General features: G+C 63.7%; 18 protein-coding genes. 7 read left to right on the top strand and 11 right to left on the bottom strand.

What is annotated here, in order from left to right; translation table 11 throughout:
• Positions 1–11 precede the first annotated feature (11 nt).
• The 6 genes from metG (at position 12) to AC0L27_RS21810 (ending at position 6,700) form a co-directional block, all read left to right on the top strand.
• Entirely contained in the window at positions 12–2,009 is a 1,998-nt protein-coding gene (metG, locus tag AC0L27_RS21835) for a methionine--tRNA ligase (protein WP_354210298.1), read from the top strand.
• A 13-nt stretch (positions 2,010–2,022) separates the two neighbouring features.
• Entirely contained in the window at positions 2,023–2,799 is a 777-nt protein-coding gene (locus tag AC0L27_RS21830; RefSeq protein WP_354210299.1) for a TatD family hydrolase, read from the top strand.
• 13 nt (positions 2,800–2,812) lie between these two features.
• The gene (locus AC0L27_RS21825) at positions 2,813–3,610 is read left to right on the top strand and encodes an MBL fold metallo-hydrolase (protein WP_354210300.1); all 798 of its coding nucleotides are present in this window, start codon (positions 2,813–2,815) and stop codon (positions 3,608–3,610) included.
• A gap of 165 nt (positions 3,611–3,775) precedes the next feature.
• Entirely contained in the window at positions 3,776–4,369 is a 594-nt protein-coding gene (locus tag AC0L27_RS21820) for a TRAP transporter small permease (RefSeq protein WP_275172554.1), read from the top strand.
• Between the two features lie 2 nt (positions 4,370–4,371).
• On the top strand, positions 4,372–5,685 hold the full coding sequence (locus tag AC0L27_RS21815) for a TRAP transporter large permease (RefSeq protein ID WP_275172555.1): 1,314 nt from the start codon (positions 4,372–4,374) through the stop codon (positions 5,683–5,685).
• Between the two features lie 37 nt (positions 5,686–5,722).
• Positions 5,723–6,700, top strand: coding sequence for a TRAP transporter substrate-binding protein (locus AC0L27_RS21810; RefSeq protein ID WP_354210301.1), 978 nt, complete (start codon positions 5,723–5,725; stop codon positions 6,698–6,700).
• 87 nt (positions 6,701–6,787) lie between these two features.
• Here the strand turns inward: AC0L27_RS21810 and AC0L27_RS21805 are convergent, their stop codons facing one another.
• From AC0L27_RS21805 to AC0L27_RS21795, 3 genes are read right to left on the bottom strand one after another with little or no spacing between them, the layout of a single operon-like run.
• Entirely contained in the window at positions 6,788–8,437 is a 1,650-nt protein-coding gene (locus AC0L27_RS21805; RefSeq protein WP_354059515.1) for an acyl-CoA synthetase, read from the bottom strand.
• Positions 8,438–8,460: 23 nt separating this feature from the next.
• Positions 8,461–10,350, bottom strand: coding sequence for a TRAP transporter large permease (locus AC0L27_RS21800; protein ID WP_354210302.1), 1,890 nt, complete (start codon positions 10,348–10,350; stop codon positions 8,461–8,463).
• Between the two features lie 15 nt (positions 10,351–10,365).
• Entirely contained in the window at positions 10,366–11,385 is a 1,020-nt protein-coding gene (locus AC0L27_RS21795) for a TRAP transporter substrate-binding protein (protein WP_275172559.1), read from the bottom strand.
• Positions 11,386–11,841: 456 nt separating this feature from the next.
• On the opposite strand from AC0L27_RS21795, the gene AC0L27_RS21790 reads away from it, so the two are divergent.
• Positions 11,842–13,038: a M24 family metallopeptidase gene (locus tag AC0L27_RS21790; RefSeq protein ID WP_275172560.1), complete on the top strand. Its 1,197-nt coding sequence runs from the start codon at positions 11,842–11,844 to the stop codon at positions 13,036–13,038.
• 91 nt (positions 13,039–13,129) lie between these two features.
• Here the strand turns inward: AC0L27_RS21790 and mdoH are convergent, their stop codons facing one another.
• The 8 genes from mdoH to AC0L27_RS21750 form a co-directional block, all read right to left on the bottom strand.
• The gene (gene mdoH, locus AC0L27_RS21785; protein ID WP_354210303.1) at positions 13,130–15,274 is read right to left on the bottom strand and encodes a glucans biosynthesis glucosyltransferase MdoH; all 2,145 of its coding nucleotides are present in this window, start codon (positions 15,272–15,274) and stop codon (positions 13,130–13,132) included.
• Positions 15,262–16,767, bottom strand: coding sequence for a glucan biosynthesis protein G (locus AC0L27_RS21780; RefSeq protein ID WP_354210363.1), 1,506 nt, complete (start codon positions 16,765–16,767; stop codon positions 15,262–15,264). Before AC0L27_RS21780 ends, mdoH begins: the two co-directional genes overlap by 13 nt.
• A gap of 238 nt (positions 16,768–17,005) precedes the next feature.
• A complete protein-coding gene (locus tag AC0L27_RS21775) occupies positions 17,006–17,833 on the bottom strand; it encodes a hypothetical protein (protein WP_473320304.1) in 828 nt (275 codons plus the stop codon).
• A gap of 83 nt (positions 17,834–17,916) precedes the next feature.
• Entirely contained in the window at positions 17,917–19,209 is a 1,293-nt protein-coding gene (gene fsrB, locus AC0L27_RS21770) for a siderophore utilization protein FsrB (protein ID WP_354210305.1), read from the bottom strand.
• Between the two features lie 110 nt (positions 19,210–19,319).
• Entirely contained in the window at positions 19,320–21,308 is a 1,989-nt protein-coding gene (locus AC0L27_RS21765; protein ID WP_354210364.1) for a TonB-dependent siderophore receptor, read from the bottom strand.
• Positions 21,309–21,826: 518 nt separating this feature from the next.
• Positions 21,827–22,492, bottom strand: coding sequence for a methionine ABC transporter permease (locus tag AC0L27_RS21760; RefSeq protein ID WP_354210306.1), 666 nt, complete (start codon positions 22,490–22,492; stop codon positions 21,827–21,829).
• A complete protein-coding gene (locus AC0L27_RS21755; protein ID WP_354210307.1) occupies positions 22,482–23,630 on the bottom strand; it encodes a methionine ABC transporter ATP-binding protein in 1,149 nt (382 codons plus the stop codon). The genes AC0L27_RS21760 and AC0L27_RS21755 overlap by 11 nt, the downstream gene beginning before the upstream one ends.
• 232 nt (positions 23,631–23,862) lie before the next feature.
• The gene (locus AC0L27_RS21750; RefSeq protein ID WP_354210308.1) at positions 23,863–25,335 is read right to left on the bottom strand and encodes a DASS family sodium-coupled anion symporter; all 1,473 of its coding nucleotides are present in this window, start codon (positions 25,333–25,335) and stop codon (positions 23,863–23,865) included.
• Positions 25,336–25,337: the final 2 nt, after the last annotated feature.

The following is a 25,337-nucleotide window of genomic DNA, read 5'->3' as shown; positions in this document are numbered from 1 at the left end:
AGGAATTCGTCGTGGCAACGCGAGCTAAGAAAATCAACAAAGGCCAGAGCGGCAAGAAGAAGGCTGCGAAGAAAGCCGCGAAGGCCGTGAAAGCGCGGGCGCGCAAGGTTGCCAAGAAGGTCGAGAAAACCGCAAAGACCAAAAAGACGACCGCCAAGAAAGCGGTGAAGAAAGCCATGAAGAAGAGCGCTGCGACGACGGCAAAGAAGGCCGGCAAGAAGGCTGCGAAGAAGCAGGTCGTTGCAAAGAAGGCGGTGAGGACAGCGACCAAAAAGCCAGCCAAGACTTCGGCGAAAAACAAGGCTCCGGCGAAGAAAGCGGTCAAGAACGCAAGGGTGGCTGCACCGCACGTGACCGCAGCACCGGCTCCTGTCGCCACGCCGTCGAAAATTGCCAAGCCCAAAGCCCCGCGCGCACCGAAGTCCATCGCAGCGCCGCAGACCACCACGCCCGCGGTCGCCCCCGCACGCGACAACGTCTTCTACATCACGACAGCGATCGCCTATCCCAATGGCAGCCCGCATATCGGCCACGCCTATGAGGCAATCGCGACCGATACGTTGGCGCGGTTCGCGCGACTCGACGGCAAGGACGTGTTCTTCCTGACCGGCACCGACGAGCACGGCCAGAAGATGGTCCAGACCGCGGCCAGCGAAAAAATGTCCGTCTCGGAGCTCGCGGCCCGCAATGCCGGCGGTTTTAAGCAGATGGACGAGCGCCTGAACGTCTCGTTCGACCGCTTCATCCGCACCACCGAGGAGCAGCATCATCGCTCCAGCCAGGAAATCTGGCGGCGCATGGAAGCGAACGGGGACATCTATGCCGACATCTATGCCGGCTGGTATTCCGTGCGCGACGAAGCCTATTACGCGGAGGACGAGACGCGCCTGAACGACGACGGCGTGCGGCTCGGGCCGCAGGGCACGCCGGTCGAATGGGTCGAGGAGAAGAGCTACTTCTTCCGTCTGTCGACCTATCAGGACAGGCTGCTCAAGCTCTACGCGGATCATCCGGATTTCATCGGGCCGGATTCCCGGAAGAACGAGGTGGTGAGCTTCGTCAAGGGCGGCCTGCGCGATCTCTCGATCTCGCGCACGACGTTCGACTGGGGCGTCAAGGTGCCCGGCGACGAAGAGCACGTGATGTATGTCTGGGTCGACGCGCTCACCAACTACATCACCGGCGTCGGCTTCCCCGACGAGGGCGACAAGAACTGGCGTTATTGGCCTGCCGACGTGCACATCATCGGCAAGGACATCATCCGCTTCCATGCGGTGTACTGGCCGGCTTTCCTGCTGTCGGCCGGGATCCCGCTACCGAAGCGGGTCTATGCGCATGGCTTCCTGTTCAGCAGGGGCGAGAAGATGTCGAAGTCGGTCGGCAACGTGGTCGATCCCTTCAACCTCGCCGACCAGTACGGCGTCGACCAGATGCGCTATTTCTTTCTGCGTGAGGTGCCGTTCGGCCAGGACGGCAACTACAATCACGAGGCCATCGTCGCGCGCATCAATGCCGATCTCGCCAACGATCTCGGCAACCTCGCGCAGCGCTCGCTGTCGATGATCGCCAAGCAGCTCGGCGGCGTGCTCCCGGAGCCCGGCGAATTCAGCGACAACGACAAGGCGATCCTGTCACAAGCAGACGGCATGCTCGCGGCGTCCCGCGAAGCGATGGCGACGCAGCAAATCCATCACTGGCTCAATGCCGTGTGGGCCGTGGTGGCGGAAGCCAACCGCTATTTCGCGGGCGAAGCGCCGTGGGCGCTCGCCAAGACCGATCCTGTCAGGCAGAGGACGGTGCTCTATGTCACAGCCGAAGTCGTGCGCCAGATCGCGATCCTGGCCCAGCCGGCGATGCCGACGGCCTCGGGATTGCTGCTGGACAGCCTCGGTATCCCCAAAGCGGAGCGCAACTTCGCCGCGCTTGGTGGCGCAACCCGCATCGCGCCCGGTACGACGCTGCCCGCGCCGACGCCGGCCTTCCCGCGCTACATCGAGCCGGCAGCCTAGGGGCGTTCGCACCATGCTGGTCGACAGCCACTGCCATTTGGATTTTCCGGACTTTGCGGAGGATCTCGACGGGATCGTGTCGCGGGCACGAGCGGCCGGCATCGGCCGCATGGTCACGATCTCGACGCGGGTGAAAAAGCTGAACCAGCTCTTGGCCATCGCCGAGCGCTACGATGACGTCTATTGCTCGGTCGGCACCCATCCGCATAACGCCGATGAGGAAGACGGCATCGCGCCGGACGAACTGATCGCGCTGGCGGAGCATCCCAAGGTCGTCGCGCTCGGCGAAGCCGGGCTCGACTATTTCTACGACAACGGCTCGCCGGAGGCGCAGGCGAGGGGCTTTCGTGCCCACATCGCCGCCGCCCGCGTCACCGGCCTGCCGCTGGTGATCCACACCCGCGAGGCGGACGAGGATTGCGGCCGCATCCTTGAAGAGGAAGCTGCGAAGGGATCGTTTCGCGCCGTGTTGCATTGTTACACTGGCGGACGCGAGCTGGCGCTAAAGGCGGTGTCGCTCGGGCTCTATATCGGTTTCACGGGCATCCTGACCTTCAAAAAGTCCGAGGCCTTGCGCGCGCTTGCGGCCGAACTGCCGTCCGACCGTATTCTGGTTGAGACGGACTCGCCCTACCTTGCACCGGGCAAGTTCCGGGGCAAGCGCAACGAACCGGCCTATGTGGTCGAGGTCGCAAAAGTGCTTGCCGAAACATGTGGCGTGTCGTTTGACGAGATCTCGCGCCAGACAAGCGACAACTTCTTTCGCCTGTTCTCCAGGGTGAAAGCTTAGAACTGGGAGCCGCATGACGCTGACGCTGACGATCCTGGGCTGCGGCTCCTCCGCCGGCGTGCCGCGCCCGGCACTCGGCTGGGGTGCCTGCGATCCCAACAATCCCAAGAACCGCCGTCGCCGCTGTTCGCTGCTGGTCGAGCAGACCTCGGGCGAGGGCACCACGCGTATCGTGATCGACACCTCGCCGGACCTGCGCGAACAATTGCTCTCGACCAATGTCGACCATATCGATGCAGTGTTCCTGACCCACGAGCATGCCGATCAGACCCATGGCATGGACGATCTGCGTTCGGTCGTGATGCATATGCGCCGGCGGATTCCGACCTATCTCAATCAGACGACTGCGAACGACATCATGTCGCGGTTCTCCTATTGCTTCGTCTCGCCGGCGGGCAGCGACTACCCGCCGATCCTGACGGCGCAGTCGATCGAGGCCGGTGAAAGCCAGGCCATCCTGGGGAAGGGGGGCGCGGTGACGATGACCGCCTTCCTGGTGCAGCACGGCAACATTCCCGCGCTGGGCTATCGCATCGGCGATGCCGCCTATACACCCGACCTCAACGACATCCCGCGCGAGAGCTGGGGCGCCCTGGAAAATCTGGATCTCTGGATCGTCGACGGCCTCCGCTACACCAGCCACGTCAGCCATTTCAGCATCAACGACGCGTTGTCCTGGATCGAGCGTTTCAAGCCGAAGCGCGCCGTCATCACCAACATGACGGCCGACGTCGATTATGAGGTGATCCGGCAATCGCTGCCGGCGGGAGTGGTGCCCGCGTATGACGGGCTGCGGCTGGAGACGCGCTGAACCTGCGGTGGTAATTCCGGCGAGAGCCGGCATACTCCTTGCTTGCGCTAGCCCCATCATGTTGATCTAACGTCTGAAAGACAGGCGCTGGGCAGGGGCGATATTCATGCAGAACCGGCGCGCGACGTGCGATCGCCGGGACCGTCTGAATCGCCTCGTGTGAGGATGGGGATCGCGTTGGCAGGGGACGATGTCACGAGCCGGGGACCAGTGCGACGCGCGCTGGATCTCCTTTATCTCGGTGCGGGCTACGCCGCCGGGGCCTTCATGGTTGCGATCTTTGCAATCATGATGATCATGTCGATCGGGCGCCAGTTTGCGGTCAACATTCCCGCCGGCGATGATTTCGCCTCCTGGTGCATGGCCGCGATGGCATTCCTTGGTCTCGCTCACACCTTCAAGCGCGGAGAGATGATCCGCGTCGGCCTGCTGCTGGAGCGTCTTCATGGGCGCTCCAAACAGGTTGCGGAGGTCGTGGCCCTCGGTATTGCCGCCGCTTTCATCCTCTATTTCACCCGGCATGCCGTGCAGATGACCTACGATTCCTGGCGCTTCAACGACGTGGCGCAGGGCGTCGTCCCGCTTCCGCTCTGGATTCCACAGCTCGGGTTTTCCGGCGGACTCGTGATCCTCTCGATCGCGCTCATTGATGAAATGATCAGTGTCATCGGCGGCAACCGGCCGAGCTACGAGAAGGGCTCGCCGGACGAGACCCCGGACGAATTCATCGAGCGGATCTCACAGGGCGGCGGAGGTTGACGATGGCCAATCTCGGCATGATCGAACTGTCGTTTATTCTGCTCGGCGTCATGATCGTGCTGCTGGGAAGCGGCATCTGGATCGCGGTTTCGCTCGGGCTCGTCGGCTTCGTAGCGATGGCGCTGACCACGAGCCTGCCGCTCGGCTCGGTGCTTGCGACGACGACGTGGAGCGCAAGCTCGTCATGGACACTGGCCGCGCTACCGTTGTTCATCTGGATGGGGGAGATCCTCTTCCGCACCAAATTATCCGAGGAAATGTTTCGAGGCCTGTCGCCCTGGGTTCAGTGGCTGCCCGGGCGCCTCACTCATGTGAACGTGATCGGCTGCGGCATCTTCGCGGCGGTGTCGGGCTCGTCGGCCGCGACCTGCGCGACCATCGGCAAGATCGCGCTGCCCGAGCTCGACAAGCGCGGCTACGACAAGGGCTTAAGTCTCGGGTCGCTCGCTGGCTCCGGAACGCTCGGCCTGCTGATCCCGCCGTCGATTCCGATGGTGGTCTATGCGGTCACGGCGAATGTCTCCGTGCTTCAGGTCTTCCTCGGCGGCTTCCTGCCGGGCGTGCTCGTGATGGTGCTCTATTCCGGCTACATCATCATCTGGTCGCTGCTCAATCCAAAAAAGGTCCCGCCGCGCGACCCGCCGATGTCGTTTCGCCGGAAGCTGCAAGAATCCGCCAAGCTCGCCCCATGCCTGCTTCTGATCCTGGCCGTCTTCCTGTCGCTCGTGTTGGGGTTTGCGACCGCGACCGAGTGTGCCGCCTGGGGCGTTTCCGGCGCGCTGCTGCTGGCGTGGTGGAGCCGCACGCTCACACGCAAGAACTTCCTCGAAAGCATCATGAGCGCGACGCGCCTGACCTGCATGATCATGCTGATCCTGGCAGGCGCGGCCTACACGACCGCAGCGATGGCCTATACGGGAATTCCGGCAGCGCTCGCCACCTGGGTCCAGGGCCAGCACCTCACGCCGGGCATGCTCGCGCTGTATCTGAGCATCATGTACATCATCCTGGGATGCTTGATCGACGGCATCTCGATGATCGTCCTGACCGCCGTGATCGTGCTGCCGATGGTCAAGCAGGCCGGCCTCGACCTGGTCTGGTTCGGCGTCTATCTCATCATTCACGTCGAGATGGCGCAGATCACGCCACCGGTCGGTTTCAACCTTTTCGTGCTCCAGAATATGAGCGGGCGCGATACCTTGACCGTCGCCCGGGCAGCATTCCCTTTCTTCATCCTGCTGCTCGCGGCCGTGTTCATCATCACGGAATATCCGCAGATCGTGATGTTCTTGCCCAAGCTCGCTTTCCCAGACTGAGCGTACCGTTTTGAAATTGACTGTGAGGAGAAGCCCCATGATCTCTCGTTTATTCCGCGCATCCCTGATCGCCGGCGCCGTGCTGGCCGCGACGCCCGCATTGGCTCAAACCAAATGGAATCTGCCGGCAGCGTATCCAGCCGACAATCCGCACTCCGAGAACCTCGTCGCGTTCGCCAAGGACGTCGAAGCCGCGACATCCGGCAAGCTCCAGATCACGGTTCATCCCGGCGCCTCGCTGTTCAAGGCGCCCGACATCAAGCGCGCGGTGATGACCGGGCAGGCGCAGATGGGCGAAGTCTTGCTGTCGATCCACGAGAACGAGGATCCGGTGTTCGGGGTCGACGTCGTGCCGTTTCTGGCGACCAGCTTCCCGGACGCCATGAAGCTGTATCAGGCGTCGAAGCCGTTGATTGCCAAGAAGCTCGATGCCCAGGGCCTCAAGCTGCTGTTCGTCGTGCCGTGGGCACCGCAGGGGGTCTATGTCAACAAGCCGCTCGCGACCATTGAGGACATGAAGGGCCTGAAATGGCGGGCCTACAATGTCGGGACCGCGCGCATTGGCGAACTGGTGGGCGCGCAGTCGGTCACCATCCAGGCCGCCGAGCTGCCGCAGGCGCTTGCGACCGGCGTCGTGAACTCCTTCATGTCATCAGGCGGCACGGGCTACGATGCGAAGGCATGGGAGTCGCTGAAGTACTTCTATGACGTGCAAGCCTGGATCCCGAAGGACTACACCTTCGTCAACAAGGCTGCGTTCGAGGCACTCGACAAGCCGACCCAGGAGGCCATCCTCAAGGCCGCCGCGACCGCGGAAACCCGCGGCTGGAAGGCCTGGCAGGACAAGAGCACCTGGTACATCGACCAGCTCAAGACCAAGGGCATGACGGTCGAGCCGCCGAGCCCGGCCCTGAAGGCCGGCTTCCAGAAGATCGGCGAACAGCTTACCGCCGACTGGCTCAAGAAGGCGGGAGCCGACGGCCAGGCGCTGGTTGAAGCCTACAAGAAGATGTGAGGACGGGGGGCTTGACAAACCCGACGTGGTTGAAATTGCGCAACGACTTCGCGGCGACATGCAAACGCCGCGGAGGTCGAGACAAGCTCAGGCCGAGATCGCCTTCGCCGATCCTGCTGCGTTGCGCAGCAGGAATTTCTGGATCTTTCCCGTCGACGTTTTCGGGATCGGCCCGAACACCACGGCCTTCGGCGTCTTGAAGCCGCTCATATGCGAGCGGCAGAAGGCGATGATGTCGGCTTCGCTCGCGCTTGCGCCGTCCTTCAGCTCGACGAAGGCGCAGGGCACTTCGCCCCATTTCGGATCGGGCTTTGCGACCACGGCGGCGAACAGCACGGCCGGGTGCTTGTAGAGGATGTCCTCGACCTCGACGGAGGAAATGTTCTCGCCGCCGGAGATGATGATGTCCTTCGAGCGATCCTTGATGATGACATAACCGTGCGCGTCGAGCACGCCGAGGTCGCCGGTGTGAAACCAGCCGCCCTCGAAGGCTTCCTTCGTCGCCTTGTCGTTCTTGAGGTAGCCCTTCATCACGATGTTGCCGCGGAACATGACCTCGCCGATGGTCTCGCCGTCGCGCGGCACCTGCCTCATGGTCTGGGGATCGATGACGGTGACGGCTTCCTCGAGCGGGTAGGGCACGCCCTGCCGCCGCTTCAGGCTGGCGCGCTCGGCTGCGGGCAGATCATCCCAGCCGGGCTGCTCGGCGCAGACCGAGGCGGGGCCGTAGACCTCGGTCAGTCCGTAGACGTGCGTCAGCTTGATGCCGATGCTTTCGGCGCCTTCGAGCACCGCGACAGGCGGCGCGGCACCGGCGATCAGGCCGACGACGCGGCGGGCGGCGCCGCCCTTCGGTGCATCAGGCGCGTTGATCAGCGTGTTATAGACGATCGGTGCACCGCACATGTGGGTGACGCCGTGCTGCTTGATCAGCTCGAAGATCTTCGTCGGCTCGACCTTGCGCAGGCAGACATTGATGCCGGCGGCCGCCGCAATGGTCCAGGGGAAGCACCAGCCGTTGCAGTGGAACATCGGTAGCGTCCAGAGATAGACCGGATGCTGGCCAAGTTGGCCCGCGAGGATGTTGCTGACGGCATTCAGATAGGCGCCGCGATGATGGGTCACGACGCCCTTGGGATTGCCCGTGGTGCCCGACGTGTAGCTCAGCGCGATCGCGTCCCATTCGTCCTTCGGCGGGATGGCGGTGAAATCGGGATCGCCTTGCGCGACGGCGGTCTCGTACTCGATCTCGCCGACGCGCCTGCCGCCCTTGAACGCGGCGTCGTCGACGTCGATCACGAACGGTTTTGGGCCACTCATCTGCGCGAGCGCATCGGTGATCACGCCCGAGAATTCCGGATCGACCAGAATGATCTTTGCGCCACCATGGTCGAGCTGAAATGCGATCGAAGGGGCATCGAGCCGGATGTTCAGCGCGTTGAGCACGGCACCCGTCATGGGGACGGCGAAATGTACCTCGTTCATCGCCGGAATGTTCGGCAGCATCGCCGCGACGGTGTCGCCGACGCCGATGCCCTTGCCGGCAAGATAGGAAGCAAAGCGCTTGCAGCGCTCATGCGTCTCGCGCCAGGTGAAGCTGCGGCCCTCGTAGACCGTGCTGAAATGATCGGGATAGACCGCGGCGCTGCGTGCGAGGAAGCTCAACGGGCTCAGCGGCACGTAGTTGGCGGGCGTCTTGTCGAGGCCGATATTGTACTGGTTCTGCCGCTCGCTCATCGACACCTCCCTCACGCGCCGGCTTACAGGAATCCGATCGAGATCCACGGAAAGACGGCGACGACGATCAATCCTACCAGCAGCGCCAGCAGATAGCCCCAGATCGGCCTGATGCCTTCGGCCGGATCGACGCGGCCGATGGCGCAGGCGGCATAATAGCCGACGCCGAAGGGCGGGGCGAATAGCCCGATACCCATGGCGAGAATGATCACCATGGCATAGTGCACCTCGTGCACGCCGACCGCACGCGCAATCGGAAACAACAGCGGCCCGAACAGCACGATCGCCGGGATGCCCTCCAGCACGCTGCCGAGGATGGTGAAGGCCAGGATCGAGACGGCGATGAAGGTCGCTGCGCCGCCCGGTAATCCGGTCATGGCGGACGCCAGCGAGCGCGAGAAGCCTGACTGGGTCAGGCCCCAGGCCATGCCGGTCGCCGTGCCGATGATCAGCAGGATCGCGCCCGACAACGCGGCGGTCTCGACCAGCATCGGGAACAGCCGCCGCCACTCGAACCGGCGGTAGACGAGGAGGCCGACCAGGGCGCCATAGACGATGCCGATGGTGGAGACTTCGGTGGCGGTCGCGATGCCTTCGACCACGGCGTAGCGGATCACGAAGGGCAGCGCGAGCGCGGGCAGGGCGATGACGAAGGTCTTGCCGATCTCGCCGCCCGTGGCGCGGCGGACATGGCTCATGTCCTCGTGGCGGTAGCGCCACCACACCAGCATGCACAGCGTGATGGCGAGCACGACGCCGGGCAGGAGGCCGCCGGTGAACAGCGCGGCGATCGAGACGCCGGTGACCGATCCGATCGTGATCAGCACGAGGCTCGGCGGAATGGTTTCGGTCTGTGCGCCGGTGGCCGCAAGAAGCGCGACAAGATCGCCGGGCTTGGCGCCGCGCTGCTTCATCTCCGGGAACAGCACGGGCGCGACCGCCGCCATGTCGGCCGCCTTGGCGCCGGAGATACCGGAGACCAGGTACATCGCGCCGACGAGGACGTAATGCAGCCCGCCGCGGACATGGCCGAGCAGGCTCGCCAGGAACGCGACCATGGCCCGTGCCATGCCGGTCATTTCAATCAGGAGCCCTAAAAATACGAAGAGCGGCACCGAGAGCAAAATGAGGTGGCTCATGCCCTCGTCCATCCGCCCGACCAGCACCATGACGGGCGTGCGCGTGGTCAGTGCCAGATAGCCGAAGATGGCGAGCCCGAAGCCAAACGCGATGGGAACGCCGGCAAAAACGCAGAAGCCGGCGACGCCGACGAAGAAGATGACGAGGTTGAGGTTGCCGAGCGGTCGGAGATAAGGCTGCGCCAGCCAGAACAAGCCGACGACGACAGCCACGGACACCGCGGCCGTCAGCACCATGCGGTAATCGGCTGCGCGAAGCAGCCGCAACAGCGCGAACACCGCCATCAGGCAGATGCCGGCCGGAAGCGCCGCGGCGCGCCACATATTGGAGATCTGCAGCGCCGGCGTGGTGATGAAGCTTTCCTCGTAGGCGTAGTCCCAGGACGGCCAGACGATCAGCGCGAGGAAGGCCAGCGCCGCGCAGGTCGCCACGAGATCGAGCCAGGCCCGCGTGGCCGGCTTGGTGCTGGCGACGACCGCGGTCATGCGCATGTGCTCGGAACGGCGGAACGCGACCGCCGCGCCGAGCATGGCAAGCCACAGGAACAGGATCGAGGCGAGCTCGTCCGACCAGATCAGCGGCCGGTGCAGGCCGTAGCGCGCGACCACGCCGGCAAACAGGATCGCGATCTCGGCGACCACCAAAATGGCCGCCGGGATTTCGACGAGGAGGCCGAGTGCGCGCTCCGTCGAGGCCAGCAAGGAAGGTCGGCGAGGGGACTGAACAGTCGCCTCGCCCGCCACTCCGCTCACCTGGACCTCGATATGAGCCATGACGGCTCCAACGCGTTAAGACAGCTTGCCGACGGCCTTTTCGAGCAGATCCCAGGCCTGGTCGCCATATTTGCCCTTCCACTCGGCATAGAAGCCGGCGGACCGCAGCTTGTCGCGGAATGGCGCCACCGCGGGTTGGTTGAAGGTCAGGCCCTTGGTCGCGAGCTCCTGCTGGAGATTGGCATTGAGCTTGGCGGTGTCCTCACGCTCCCTGAGCGCTGCGGCATTGATGTTCTTGGCGACGATGGTGCGCACATCCTCGGGCAGGCTGCTCCACGCCTTGCGGTTGGCCAGGAACCAGAAGCCGTCCCACATGTGGTTGGTCAGCGAGCAGTATTTCTGCACTTCGTAGAGCTTGGCGGTCGAGATGATCGCCAGCGGGTTCTCCTGGCCCTCCACGATCCTGGTCTGCAGCGCGGAATAGACCTCGGCGAAATTGATCGAGGCGGGCGCGGCATCGAACGCCTTGAACATCGAGGTCCACAGCGGCGACACTGGCACGCGGATCTTGAAGCCCTTGAGATCGTCCGGACCGGTGATCGGCTTGCTCGACGACGTGGTCTGGCGGAAGCCGTTGTCCCAGATCTTGTCCATAACCTCGAGCCCGGCCTTCTTGATCTCGCCGCGGACGAAGGCGCCGAGATCGCCGTCCATGGCCTTCCAGACCGTGCCGTAGTCCGGGAACGCGAAGCCGATGCCGTTGATTGAGGCCGCCGGCACCAGGGTCGACAGGATCAGTCCCGACAGCGTGAAGAACTCGACGCCGCCGGACCGGATCTGGCTCAGCATGTCGGTGTCGGACCCGAGCTGGTTGTTCGGGAAGATCTGGAGGTCGAACTTGCCGTTGGTCTCGGCCTTGATCGCCGCAGCCATCTCCTTGGCGCGCACGTTCAGCGGATGGGTGTCTGGCAGGTTGTTGGCGTATTTATAGGTAAACTCGGCGCTCTGGGCGCGGGCCACATGGGGCGCACTGAGGCCGCCCAGGACCGCGGTCGCGGCGGAGGCCTTGAGAAGCGTGCGGCGGGAAAAGCTCATGGGTCTGCTTCCTCGGAAAGTTTGTTGTTGTTCTGAGATGCAAACCTATACGGACGGAAGGTCAGAAGGTCATCTGCGATCTCGCGAAGCCTCGCTTATTGCAGCCGGACATCGTCACGGCAATATCGGCTTTCGGAGGCATGGACCCGATTCAAAAACGCGAAAACAACCCCATGCACAGTAGCCGTCGAAAGCCGCGACGACGTGCGACGGCTGGGCCGGAAGAGGACGTGGAACGAAGGTGCAGCGAGAGGAATTCAAGCTAAACAACTGATCTGATTGTATATAAAGATATTCCATAATATACCTTATGCGAATCATGGATATGGCTGTGCAGATCAGGCCAGATAAATCCACACCTACCCAGAACCCCTCTCTCGGCTCACACTTGCCATCAACAATCCCCGGGCAAACCGACGCAGCGGTTGAGGCCACGGCAGCATTTGGAGGTTCGTCATGCAGGAGAACGTCGCCCGCGCAGACCGCTCGCGGGCCATTCCATTCGATGCCGCCAAACTCGACCGTCTGATGGAGGCCGCCGGCCTCGACGTCCTGGTCGCGACCTCCAAGCACAATGTGCAGTACCTGCTGGGTGCCGAGCGCGCGATCTTCTTCGACTACATGGATGCGCTTGGCGTCAGCCGCTATCTGCCGGTTCTGGTCTATCCCAAGGGCGCACCGGAGCACGCGGTGTATGTCGGGCACCGGCTGGAGACCCACCAGCGTGCCGTGGCGCCGCCTTGGGTTCCGCAGGTTCGGACCGAGTCCAACGGCTCGGTCGATGCCATCACGCGGGCCGTCAGCCTGATCCGCGACGCCGGCGTGGCCCTGAAACGGGTCGGGGTCGAGATGGCGTTCCTGCCGATGGATGCGGGCCGGGCGCTCAGTGACGCCCTGCCCGGCGCCGAGCTCAAGGACGCACTGCTGGTGCTGGAGCGGCTGCGCGCGGTGAAGTCGGCGGACGAGCTCGCCAAACTCAAGACGGCGTCCGAACTGGTGATCGCCTCGATGCTGGCGGTGATCGCCGGGCACGGGCCGGGCACGACCAAGCAGCAATTGTCGGACGCTTTGCAGATCGCCGAAGCCAATCGCGGGCTGACCTTCGAATACTGTCTGCTCGCCTGCGGCAGCAGCCACAACCGGGCGCCGTCGGCGCAGCGTTGGGAGCAAGGTGACGTGCTGTCGCTGGATTCCGGCGGCAATTATCACGGCTATATCGGCGATCTCGCGCGCATGGCCGTGCTCGGCAACCCGGATGCTGAGTTGAAGGACTGTCTGGCCGAGATCGAAGCCGTCCAGCGCGCCGCCTTCGCGGCGGTCCGGCCCGGCGCCATGGGCGGTGACATCTACGTCGCGGCCGAGCGGCAGCTCGCGAAGATCAGCCAGCGCGACTGCACGGAGTTTTTGGCCCACGGCATGGGCCTCGTCAGCCACGAGGCCCCTCGCCTGACCGCCAAGGGCCCGATCCCCTACGACGACACCGACGCCCGGCTGCCGCTCGAAACGGGCATGGTGGTGTCGATCGAGACCACGATGAAGCATCCGAAGCGCGGGTTCATCAAGCTCGAGGACACGGTCGCGGTGACGGCGACGGGGTATGAGATCTTTGGCGAAGGTGGTCGTGGGTGGAATCTCGGCGGCAGCGCGCTGTAGGCTGGCACCACCCACCGCGCTCACAGCAGACATCTCGCCCTCTGCCCGAGCACCACCGGGTCGTCAACGCCCTCACCTACAACGCGATGACCTAGACATCCGCGGAAGCGGTAGCTCGCGGCATTCGCATGACTTGCTCGAGGGGGTGTCGGTGCTTCAGCACGGCAAGGGTCTCGCGTGCGCTGAGGCTGCTGACGACTTCCTCGAAATTGTCGCTCTGCTCGATCTTGGCCCGGCCGATCGCGAGATCTATGTCGATCTGGCCCGATTTGCGAGGCGGCGTTTGGAGTGACTGCATGTGCGGTCCCAGCAACGCGGGGTTCTGTCTAAGTTCGATCAGAGCCGCGCGTGCCCGGATCCGATCCAGGCCGGCAAGCTCTCTCGCCCTCTGCAGCAGTGCCGGCACGCGATTGTCCTCCGGGGTCGCAAACAGATGCGCGATTGGCGGCGCCGTCGACGTGACGAGACCGATCGGAATGGCGCAAACGAGGCCGATGATCACCGGTGACATCCAGAGCAGCAGCGGAAGCGACACAGCGTAGGCGCTTGCCGCCATGGCCAGACCGCATAGGGTCGGCACCGTGAATTTGCGATAGACTTCGTCGCGCGTGATCCTGCCATCGCTTCGCCGTTGCACTTGCCAGCCCGCATCACGGCCCAGCAGGATCTCCGCCACGGCGGTGGATTGAAAGATCATCATGGATGGGGCGATCAAGGCGGCAAGCAGGCTCTCGGCGACCACCGCCAGCAGCACGCGAAATCCGCCGCCGAATGCCTGCCGTTCCGCACGCCTGGTGAGCAAAACGAGGTAGGCCAGCAATTTGGGCACGATAAGCAGCCCCATCGTCGCGGCAAAGACCCAGGCGGCGAGCACGGGGTCCTGTGCGGGCCACGTTGGAAACAACGAGAAGCCCTTGGGAAAATACTCCGGCTTGACGAAATAGGCCTGCAAGGAGATCAGGATTCCGAGCAATAGAAACAGCAGCCACAGGGGCGCGGTGAGATAGGAGCCGATCCCGGTCAACAGGTGAAGCCTGGAGACCCAGTGCAGGCCTCTAGCCGGCAAAACGGCAAGATGCTGGAGATTGCCCTGACACCAGCGACGGTCCCGCGCCGCGAAATCCAGTAGCGACGGTGGCACCTCCTCGAAACTCCCACCGAGACCTGGAGCCATGAAAATCCCCCACCCCGCCCGCCGCATCAGTGCGGCTTCGACAAAATCGTGGCTGAGGATGTGCCCGCCGAAAGGTTTCCTCCCGCGCAATTCGGGCAAGCCCGCCTCTTGCGCAAAAGCCTGCACCCGGATGATGGCATTGTGTCCCCAGTAGTTGCCCTCTGAGGCGTGCCACCAGGCGTTTCCGGCGGCGATCAGCGGACCGTACAAACGGCCCGAAAACTGCTGAAGCCGGCTAATCAGGGTTCGCGCATTGACGACGATCGGAAGCGTCTGAATCAGCGCAGCTTGCGGGTTCGCTTCCATCGCGCCGGCCAGCCGAACGATGGTCTCTCCGCTCATCAGACTGTCCGCGTCCAGAATGATCATGTAGTCGTAGGCGCCACCGAACCGCCTCACCCATTCGGCAATGTTGCCGGACTTTCGAGCGGTGTTGTCGGATCGGTGACGATAGTAGAGATGGCCCGAACCGCAGTTTCGCTGCAGCTCCAGAAACGCAAGCTCCTCGGCAATCCAGATGTCCGGATCTGTCGTGTCGCTGAGCAGAAACCAATCGAACAACGGGGCCTGTCCGGTTTCGCCGACCGACTCGTACATAGCGCGGAGGCGCGCCATGAGATGGTGCTGATCCTCGTTATAGGTCGGCAACAGCATAGCCGTTCGGCCGGTGATCGCGGGCAGCGGACCGTGGCTGTTAATTGGCAGCACATCTGGCCGGCCCCGCAGGAGCACAAAAAAGCCGGCTACTGAAGACACGAACGAAAACGCGATCCAGGCGAGCAGCACGAGGAACAGCCCGAACACCATGCCTTCGAGGACCGTGACGCCACCAACCTTGAGAACATCGTACATCTCAACAGCGCCCGCAGCGGTGATCGCGACCGTTCCGCCAAGAATGAACAGGCGCCGCGCTGTAACGGCAGGGGCGGTCCGCAGTCGCCCCGGATCGGCACGATTGGTCGCGTCCAATCGGCAAGGCTGCATCGGGAGCGGCGTTTCATCGGGAAGATAGCGAACGCCAAGGTCAGGGCAAAGCGCAGGCGACGTCGTCAGGGCGCCCATCGGTAAACCCAGACTTCAGAGATCGGTTGGTCGCCCTGCATCAAGATCGCCCTCAACTCGATCGGCGCGTCCTTCACGGCGCACTGAAAACTAAGGCGCCACCCACCCGTTTCCGGGTTTGGTTGTGTGACGACGTTCTTGATCTCGGATTTGTCGGCGCTGACTGCACCCCTTACCTTGTTGGGATCGACCGCCTTCAGTCCGTCACCAACGAGTTCGAGCACGAACAATTTGCTGTCGTCGCCCCGCGCGCCAACGCCTGTGCGGGTGAACCGGGCCAGCGAATTGGGCTTCGGCGCGTCCGGACCCCAGTGCAGGCGGTAGGTGTAGTTGTTTTCGCTCTTGGCCGGGAGGGCAGTCTTCGGGCGCCAGAAGGCGGCGATGTTGTCGTGAACTTCCTCCTTGGTCGGGATCTCAAAGAGGACCACACTGCCCTCTCCCCAATCTCCAATCGGTTCGACCCAGAGGCTCGGGCGACGCTCAAAGCGCGATTCGATGTCCTCGTAGGCAAAGAAATTTCTCTCCCGCTGCATCAGACCGAAGCCGCGCGGATTGAGGTCATTGAATGTGCTGGCCTGCAGATCGCGTGGATTGTTGAGCGGACGCCAGAGTTGCTCGCCCTTTCCGTTGAACACGGCGAGCCCATCGGAGTCATGTACGGCAGGACGGAAATCGTCGACATCGTGTCGGTCGTTCGGGCCGAAAAAGAACATGCTCGTCATGGGCGCCAGGCCGGCATGTTGCAGCTCGATCCGCGGATAGAGCGACATCTCTACGTCGAAGACCGTCGGAGCGCCTGGCCTGATCGTGAAGCGATAGCTTGCCGTAGCGCTCTTGCTGTCGAGCAGCGCATGTACCACGACGGATGTGGCACCCGGCGCGGGCTTCTCCAGCCAGAAGGCCTTGAAGAGAGGAAATTCCTCTCCCTTGCTCTCGCCGGTATCGATCGACAGACCGCGCGCGGACAGGCCATAGGTCTCGCCTTTGGCAACGGCACGGAAGTAGCTGGCGCCGAGAAACGCGCAAACCTCGTCGTAGTAGTCGGGCCGATTGATCGGGGCGTGAATGCGAAAGCCGGCAAATCCGAGATCGGCGTCCGGTACCTGACCGATATTGTCACCGAATGCGAAATCGTCGCGTCGGTACCTGATCGGTACCGCTCGTCCGCCGGAGACCTCGTAAATGTCGACCTTGTTCTTATAGAAAAAGCCGCGGTGGAAAAACTGGACCTCGAAGGGCAGCTTCTCGCTGCGCCAAGCCGCGCGCTCTGGCAGAAAGCGAATTGATCGGTACTGATCGTAGGTGAGATCCCTAAGCGCGTCCGGGACCTTTTCCTCTGGTGGCGCAAAGGGCTTACTCGCCAAATTGCGGGCAAGCTCGCGGACATAAGAGGGGCCAAACGGCAACTCCGCCGCCGATGCCGCAGAGACTGCGCCAGGTAGCAGCGTTGCCAATGGCAATGCCGAGGCTTCCAGGAATTGTCGACGATTCAAGTGTGCTACCCGTTCGGTTCCAACCGCAGTGCAACCCCCTCGTCGCGAACGAGTTCCAGGGTCGTCGTCGAATCCGACCACGGTGTTGCCGACGACCTCGTCGATGCGGCTCGGGGTGGTTTCGCGCTGCTGGGCCTCGGTTGCATCTGCGGGACGAGCTGCAATTTCCGATTGCGCATTCTCGAGCGATGGCGCCGCGCGCAACGCTGTAGCGCTCGAAGGTAATTGGATGATCGCTCTAGCGCAGCGGCAGCAGCTCCAACTGGCTCTGCGCCTTCTTGACGGCTGCGGCGAACCAGCCCTGGCTTGGCGCTTCCTTGGCGAAGCACGCCGTGTACGCGGTCATCGCATTGTCTTCGCGTGTGATGTCGCCGCGCGGGTCCTTCTTGTCGATGGGTTTGGCCATCATCTGCTTCCAGACTTTCTCGCAGGTCGGGATCTCGGCTGTCTTCACCGCATCGCTTGCAGCGAGGAAGTAGACCTTGTCGCCTTGAATCGCGACGACGTCGATTTCTTGCGGAGGTCCCTTCAGGTCGCCATTGCCGCGCACGCCTAGCACGGCGACCGCGGCGCTCGTCCCCGCGGGCTTCGTGATCGGCAACTCGGCATATTTGGCGAAGGCGGAGTCCTGGATGGCTTGATAGTAAAAGCGGTCCGACTTGAATGCCGCGCCGATCTCCTGCGGCATGCCGTCCTCGCGGTGCTCGCGCAGCCAGTGCTTGAGCAGGGCGGTAGTGGTCACGACGGCCTGCATCTTGTCGCCTTCGGAGGCGAAGCCGAGCCCGTCGAGATGGCCGAAGCCGGAGTCGCCCTTGAAGAGCGTGTCCGCGTTCGTCTTGCCATCGGCCGGCAATCCGTTGATCGCGACGGGGCCCACCAGGCCGCGCAGGACGCCCGTCAACTCCTGGAGCGCCGCATCGTGCTGCTTATAGGTCTCGTCGTTCTCGTTGGCTTTCGAGAACTTTGCGATGTAGCGATCGCGCAGGTCGAAATAGCGCTGCTCGGGGCCAGCCGCATGGGCAGGCGCGGCCAGAACGAGCAGGCAGAGCAAGGCGAGCGATCTCATGCGATTTCCGGCAAAACGGGGTGTGATCTCCAGTCTTTGTGCCGGTGCCAGGCGGGGAGGTTCACCCGCGCCGGACAACCGCTCTACTCCGCCGGCGTCAGTTGCTGCCGGCTCAGGCGCATCGCTGCCATGTCCCGTACGCGGACACGCGCGCGGCGCTTGCGCCACCAGATCACGATTCCGGTGACTGAGAGCGCCGCCACGACCAGCCCCATGATCGAGATCAGGATGCGGCCGAACAGCCCCACGATGCGGCCCGAATGCAACGGAAATTGCGCCTGCACGAAGATGTCGGCGGCGGTGCCGACCCAGGGCAGCCGTTCGCCGATCGGACGGCCGTCCTCGCTGTCGTAATAGAGCTGCGCCGGGCCGACGCCGCCGGCGCCGTGATCGTCGCCTGGATGGAAGAAGGCCGCGGCATAGACACCATGGGCCGGGCCGTAATTGACCGAGCCGACCGGGACGGTCCACCCTCGCCCCTTGCCGTCGGCCGCCGCGCGCGCGGCGATGTCGGCGAAGCTGACCTTGGGCTCGATGGGATCGTCGAGATCGCGATACGGCCGCTGCTCATAGGGCGTCGGCGTGTAGTTCGACATCATCTTCATCAGCGGCGAGAACACCTCGAAATAGAGGTTCAGCGAGAATGCCGTGAAGGCGATGATGAACAGCACGCCCCAGGTCCACAGGCTGAAAGCGCGATGGATGTCGAAATTGATCCGGTAGGCACTGCCTGACGTCTTGATGGTCCACGCCGGCGCCCAACGCGCCCAGAAGCCGCGTTCGAGCTGGCGCGTGACCTGGGGCGCCCGGGCCGCGCTGGCACGCCGCCGCGAGGGCAGCGTCAGGTAGAGGCCGACGAAGCAGTCGATGGTCCAGATGATGGCGATAATTCCGAGCAGGCGCATGCCCCAGCGGTCGCTGCCCCAGAATTCCGGGATGTGCATGGTGTAGTGCAGCTTGTAGAGAAACGAGACGAAGTTTTCGCGCGTCACCGGCCATACCGCGCCCCAATAGCGCCGGCCGAGCTCCGCGCCGGTGTTGGGGTCGAGGAAGATCTGATTGTAGTCTAGCGCGTAGCGCTTGCCGGTCGCGGGATCAATCCGGGGCATGACGAAGAACCACAGCGAGTGGCCCTCCTCCGGCGTCATGAACAGGTAGACGACGCGCGCACGGGGATCGCGCTGCTCGATCATCTTCGCGAGATCGATCGAGGGAATGGCCGGGCCCTTGCTGCCGACGTCGAACAGATGGCTGTTCAGGACCTCGTCGATCTCATGATCCCAGGAGATGATCGCCCCGGTGATGCCGGAGAAGAACAGGAATCCGGCCGTGAGCAGGCCCGCCCAGCGATGCAACTTGCCGAATATCGCTCTCATCGTTCAGATCTCGCCAAGTACACAAGCAAAGTGTGTGAGTGCCGAAGCTTCCGCAACGTCATGCCCGGCCATGACGACCTCTCGTGGAGCCTCATCGTCCTCATTTCAACTCACCACCGATAAGTCAGCTTGCCGATGGCCTTGCGTCCTTCTGCATAGAAGCAGCCCGACAGGCTGTAGCAGGCGGCGACATAGCGGGTGTCGGCGAGGTTGGTGACGTTCAGCGACAGGCGCCAATTGTCCCTGCTGTAGGCGAGCAGCGCGTCCAGCACGGTCGAGGATCCGACCTTGAACGTGTTGGCGTCATCGCCCCAGGTCGCGCCGACATAGCGGACGCCGCCGCCGAACTGCAGGCCCGCGAGCGGCCCGGTCTGAAGCGTGTAATCGTTCCACAGCGAGGCGCGGTTGAGCGGCACCGTGACCGGCGCCTTGCCGACATTGACCGGATCCTGGGAGACCGTTGCATCGACATAGGCATAGGCCGCGCGCAGGTTCCAGCCGTCGGCGAGCGACATCGTGCCTTCGAGCTCGAGGCCGCGCGATTTTACCTGACCGGTCTGTTCGGCGATGTTGAGCGGAGGCGCAAAGGTAACGACGTTGTCGCGCGTCAGGTCGAAGGCGGCGAAGGTGAACAGCGCGTTCCAGCCGAGCGGCTGGTACTTGACGCCCACCTCGTACTGCACGCCGGTCTCGGGATTGAGCAGCTGTCCGCTCGGGCCGGTGGCGAGCACCGGCAGGAAGGATTCCGAATAGCTGAAATAGGGCGCGATGCCGTTGTCGAAATTGTACATCAATGCGGCGCGGCCGGTGAAGGCCGACGCATCCTTCGAGACGGACGTATTGAAGATGCCGCTGTCCACCTGCGTCGTCACGAAATCCTGACGCCCACTGAGCTGGAACGAGAGCCGGCCGAGCTTGATCTGGTCCTGCGCGTAGAGGCCGACCTGCGACTGCTTGACGCCGGTGTCGTCGCTCATGGCGCCCATGGTCCAGTCGTAGCTGTAGACCGGGTTGAAGACGTTGATCTCGGGCGCGGACGTCGTGACGCCAAAGGCGGTGTCGCGGAATCTGGTGTTGCGATAGTCTATCCCCACCAGCGTGGTGTGGCTGAGGAAGCCGGTGGTGAACTTGCCCTGGAGCTGATTGTCCACCGCGAAAGAGTTGATGTAGGAGTTGCTGTAGCTGCCGAAACGCGCGAGCTGTCCCGCGGCCTCGTCGCTATAGCCTCCGCCGAAAAACACCTTCTCCTCGTTGTGCTGATAGGCGTAGCGCAAATTCTGCCGGAACGTGATGTTGTCGGTGAAATTGTGCGAGAGCTGGTAGCCGGCGGTCGCGATTTCGGTGTTGAACGCGTTGAAGCTCGGCACGCCCGCGAAGAACGAGACGGGGATGGCGCGGCCGTTGTTCGGCCACACGGTGCCCGAGGCCGGCAGGAACTGGAGGCCCCACCCTGCCCGGTCGCGCTGGTAGTTGGCGAGGATCGTGATGGTGGTGTCCTCGTTCGGCTTGAACGTGACGGCCGGCGCGATGAAGACGCGGTTGTCCTTGGTGAAGTCGACCTGGGTCTCGCCGTCACGGACGACGCCGGTCAGGCGCCACAGCACAGTGCCGTCCTTGTTGGCGGGACCGCCCATGTCGAACTGGCCTTGATAGCGGTTGAAGCTGCCGCCGGAGATCGAGACCTCGCCGAATTGCTGGGCCGTCGGCAGCTTGGTGACGTAGTTGAGGATGCCGCCGGTGCCGCTGCCGCCATACATCGCCGAGGACGGACCCTTGAGGACCTCGATACGCTCGGCGCCGTAGGGATCGAGGCCGTTGAAGTGCACGTAATTGCTTGAGGGAATCCGCAAGCCGTCGACGTAGAGGCCCGACATGGTGGTGTCGAAGCCGCGGATCTGGAGGGCGCCGAAGCGGGTGTCCGAACCACCATTGACGTCGCCGCTGACGCCGGCGGTGTAGCGCAGCGCCTCGCCAATCGAGACCGCGCCCTGATTCCTGACCTGGTCGGTGGTGACGACGGAGACGGACTGCGGGGTTTCGATCAGCGGCGTATCCGTCTTGGTCGCGGTGCCGCTGCGCGTCGCAACGAAACCGCGCACCGGACCATTGGCGCGTTCACCGGTGGCACCGTTCGAGGATGCCGATTGGGTTGGCGCGGCTTGCTGCGCCGGAGAGCGACGATTGGCGCGTGCGGTGCGTGTCGCCCCTGAGCGTCGCGTTGATGCGACCGCCGCAGGCCGGGCGCGCTGAGCCGGGGCTTCGACGGTGACGGCGGGAATCTGCGTCTGCGCCTCCACGGCACCGATGGGAACGACGAGAGCAAATGTGCTGGCCGCTCCGAGGAAAAGCACCTGCATCTGTCGACGCCGCGTGTCAAAACGCGAAGCAAGTTGGAAGTCGGTCACGTCTGTCGAGGCCCCACGCACTGCCGGCTTCGCCGGTATCGTTTTTGATGCCTCGCCCTAACGCAGGCGATTTCGGAGTGCGATAGGAACTGCGTTAGAATTTCTCCAGACGCGTGCGCAACGCGTGCGACGAATGCGCTCAGTCGCGTCTGGAAGTTTGGAATGTTTCCAGACCGACAAGAACCTGCTTGTTCGAAATGTCTGAAACGGCGTCAGCGATGTCGCAGCCGGCGATTGACCCGGCGCGCGAGGTAATCGCCGGCGCTCTGGACCAGCTGCACCAGCGCGATCAACACGACGACGACGGCGAGCATCATCTCCGGCATGAAGCGCTGATAACCGTAGCGGATGCCGAGATCGCCCAGGCCCCCGCCTCCGACGGCGCCGACCATGGCGGAATAGCCGAGCAGGCTGACCACCGCGAGCGTCAGCGCCAGCAGAAGACCCGGCAGCGCTTCGGGGATCAGCACCTTGAGCACGATCTGCATCGGCGAGGCCCCGAACGAGGATGCGGTCTCGATCAGGCCGCCGTCGACCTCGCGGATCGCGGCCTCAACCAGGCGCGCGATGAACGGCGCCGATGCGATCGTCAACGGCACGATCGCGGCCGTCGATCCAATCGAGGTGCCGGCCACCAGCCGCGTGAACGGGATGATGGCGACGACCAGGATGATGAAGGGCGTAGACCGCGTCGCGTTGACGACGATGCCGAGCACGCGATTGACGAGAGGCGCCGCGAACAGCTCGCCTTTCCGGCTGGTCGCGAGAAAGACGCCGAGCGGCAGGCCAAACGCGGTGCCGATCAGCGCTGCGAGCCCGACCATGTACAGGCTCTCGCCGGTCGCCTGGACGATCAGGTTGATGAGTTCAGGCGACATAGCCGAGGCGCTCCGCGGGGAATTGATATTGTGAAAGCCAGGCCAGCGTGCGCGTCGTCGCGTCCTCGCCGCCAGCCACGCCGAGAGGGATACCAAGCGTCAGCGACCCCACATGCTGGCCGCCGATCTCGTCGATGCGGGCCGACAGCAGCGACACGTCGAGGCCGAGCTCGCGCGCGAGCCGCGCCACCATCGTGTCGCCGGCCCCTGCCCCGCGCACCTGGACGCGGATCACGGCCTGTCCGCCCGCAGGCGGCTCCGAAACGATCCGGCTCGCCAGCGACACGGGCAGGCTGTCTCCGATCGCCTCGGCCAGGAAGGATTGCGTGATCGGATGCTTCGGGTGGGTGAAGATGTCGGCGACATGGCCGCTCTCGACGACGTGGCCGGCATCGAGTACCACGACATCCCCCGCGAGCTGCCGCACCACGGACATTTCGTGGGTGATCAGCACGATGGTCACGCCCAGCTCGCGGTTGATATTCGCGAGCAGATCGAGGATCGCCCGCGTGGTCTGCGGATCGAGTGCCGAGGTCGCCTCGTCCGACAGCAGCACGCTCGGCCGCGTCGCGAGCGCGCGGGCAATGCCGACGCGCTGCTTCTGGCCGCCGGAGAGTTCGGACGGGTAGCGGTCGTGCTTGTCGGCGATCCCGACAAGCGTAAGCAGCTCCGCAACGCGCGCGCGGATATCGGCCTTGGCCCAGCCGGCGATCTCCAACGGCAGCGCGATGTTGGCGGCTGCGGTACGCGAGGACAGCAGGTTGAAGTGCTGGAAGATCATGCCGATCGAGCGCTGCGCGAGCCGCAGTTCGCGACCTGAGAGCGCTGAGATGTCACGGCCATCGACGACGACGCGGCCCGTGGTCGGCCTCTCCAGCCCGTTGATGAGCCGGACCAGGCTCGATTTGCCGGCGCCGGAACGGCCGATGACGCCGGTGATCGAACCCCGCGGGATCGCGAAGTCGATGTTTTGCAGGGCATTGACGCCGGGCTTGCCGCGATAGGCCGGATAGGTTTTCGCGATGCCTTCGAAGCGGACCATCGCGTCGGGCGCAGTCGCGGGTGAGATCGCGTCAAGCTTTCCGATCGGCGGTCCGATCGCAAGCGACGGGTGGACGTTCATGGAGGCGGCCTTCATGCACAATAGTTCCGCTTGCCCCCTTGGGGCATCCGGGAACCGGTCGCATCAAGCGACGGAGAGTGAAACCGCGATGAGGACTCGGCTGGAGCGCGCTGCACCGCAGCAGGCACCATCGCCCTTTCAGCTCTCTCTGGCAATGTCAGATATCTGCGGGGAGTTGGACGAAGTTTTCCAAATTTCTCCCCGCTGAAGAAAATTCATCTGCCGCCGTATGGGCCTCGCGCCCGGCTCAGGTGACCCGCAACCAGGGCCATACGATCAGCAGGAGCCCCGCGAAATAGAGCACCCCGAACATCAGCCCAAAACCCCAGAACTGACCCTTGCCGATATAGCCGCTTCCGAAATACATCGGCGCGGGCCCCGTCGCGTAAGGCGAGATCACCCCCATCAGGCCGAGCGAATACATGCAGAGCATGGCCAGCGTCGTGACCGGCAGGTCGGGGATACCGGATCCGACCGCGAGCACCACGGGCAGCACGGCGGCCGCATGCGAGGTGATGCTCGAGAAGAAATAATGGATCCAGAAGAACAGCGCGACCAGCAGAAGCATCGCGGTCGACGGCGACAGCCCGGCGAGCGGCTTTGCATATTCGGTGGCGAACCATTTGATGAAGCCGATCTCGTTGAGGCCCGAGGCCAGCGTCAGCAGCGAGGTGAAATAGAAGAACACCTCCCAGGCGCCCTTCTCGGCTACGATGTCGGCAAACTCGATCACGCCCGTCACCAGCATCAGCGAGATCACGATGAACACGACGGTGGTGGCGTTGACGAAATTCGAGCCCAGAAGCGGCACGCGGATGTCCGGGCTCGAGCCTGCGATCCACAGGAACATCGCGAGCAGGATCAGCGCCAGCATGATCCACTCGTTGCGCGACATCGAGCCCATCTCCGCGAGCTCCTTCGATGCCCATTCGGAAATTTCCGGGCTGCTCTTCACCTCGGGGCGGCAGACTGCGTAGCTGAGCAGTGGGACCAGCACCATCAGGAGGAGGCCGAGCGGCGCAAAGCCCAAGAACCACTGTGCCCAGCTGACGTCGATTCCGGCAGTCTTCTTGGCGATGGCCAGCGCCGCCGCATTGGGCGCGAGCGCGGTGAAAAACAATGAGCTGGTGACGGCGGTCGAGGCGAATGCGGTCCACATCACGTAGGTGCCGATCCTGCCGGCGGTCGGTCCAGGCTCGGAGCCGTAGATGCGCGGGATGTTGCTGATGATGGGATAGACGATGCCGCCGCTGCGCGCGGTGTTGGACGGTGTCGCCGGCGCCAGCAAGAAGTCCGACATCGCCACCGCATAGCCGAGGCCGAGCGTGTTGCGGCCGAGCTTTTGCACCAGCACGAGCGCGATGCGGCGGCCCAGCTGGCTCTTGCGATAGCCGATCGAGAACACGAAGGCGCCGACGATCAGCCACACCGTGCTCTCGGCAAAGCCCGCCAGCATCCAGCGCAGCGACTTGGTCGGGTCGGGATCGATATAACCGCCGACACCGGCAACCGTCAGCCCGATCAGGCCGACCGCGCCGACCGGCATGGATTCCAGGATGAGCCCGGTGATGACGGCCGCGAAGACGGCAAAATAGTGCCACTGATTGGCGTTGAGCCCTGCCGGCACCGGCCACAGATAGATCACCAGCCATACCGCGAGCGGCGCGATCAGCTTCCAGCGAAACCCTTTCGCCTCAGGCGCCTGCGAGCTAGTGGTCATGG

This window comes from Bradyrhizobium sp. Ken51, from assembly GCF_055807435.1.
This window is presented reverse-complemented; position numbering and strand designations above follow the sequence as displayed.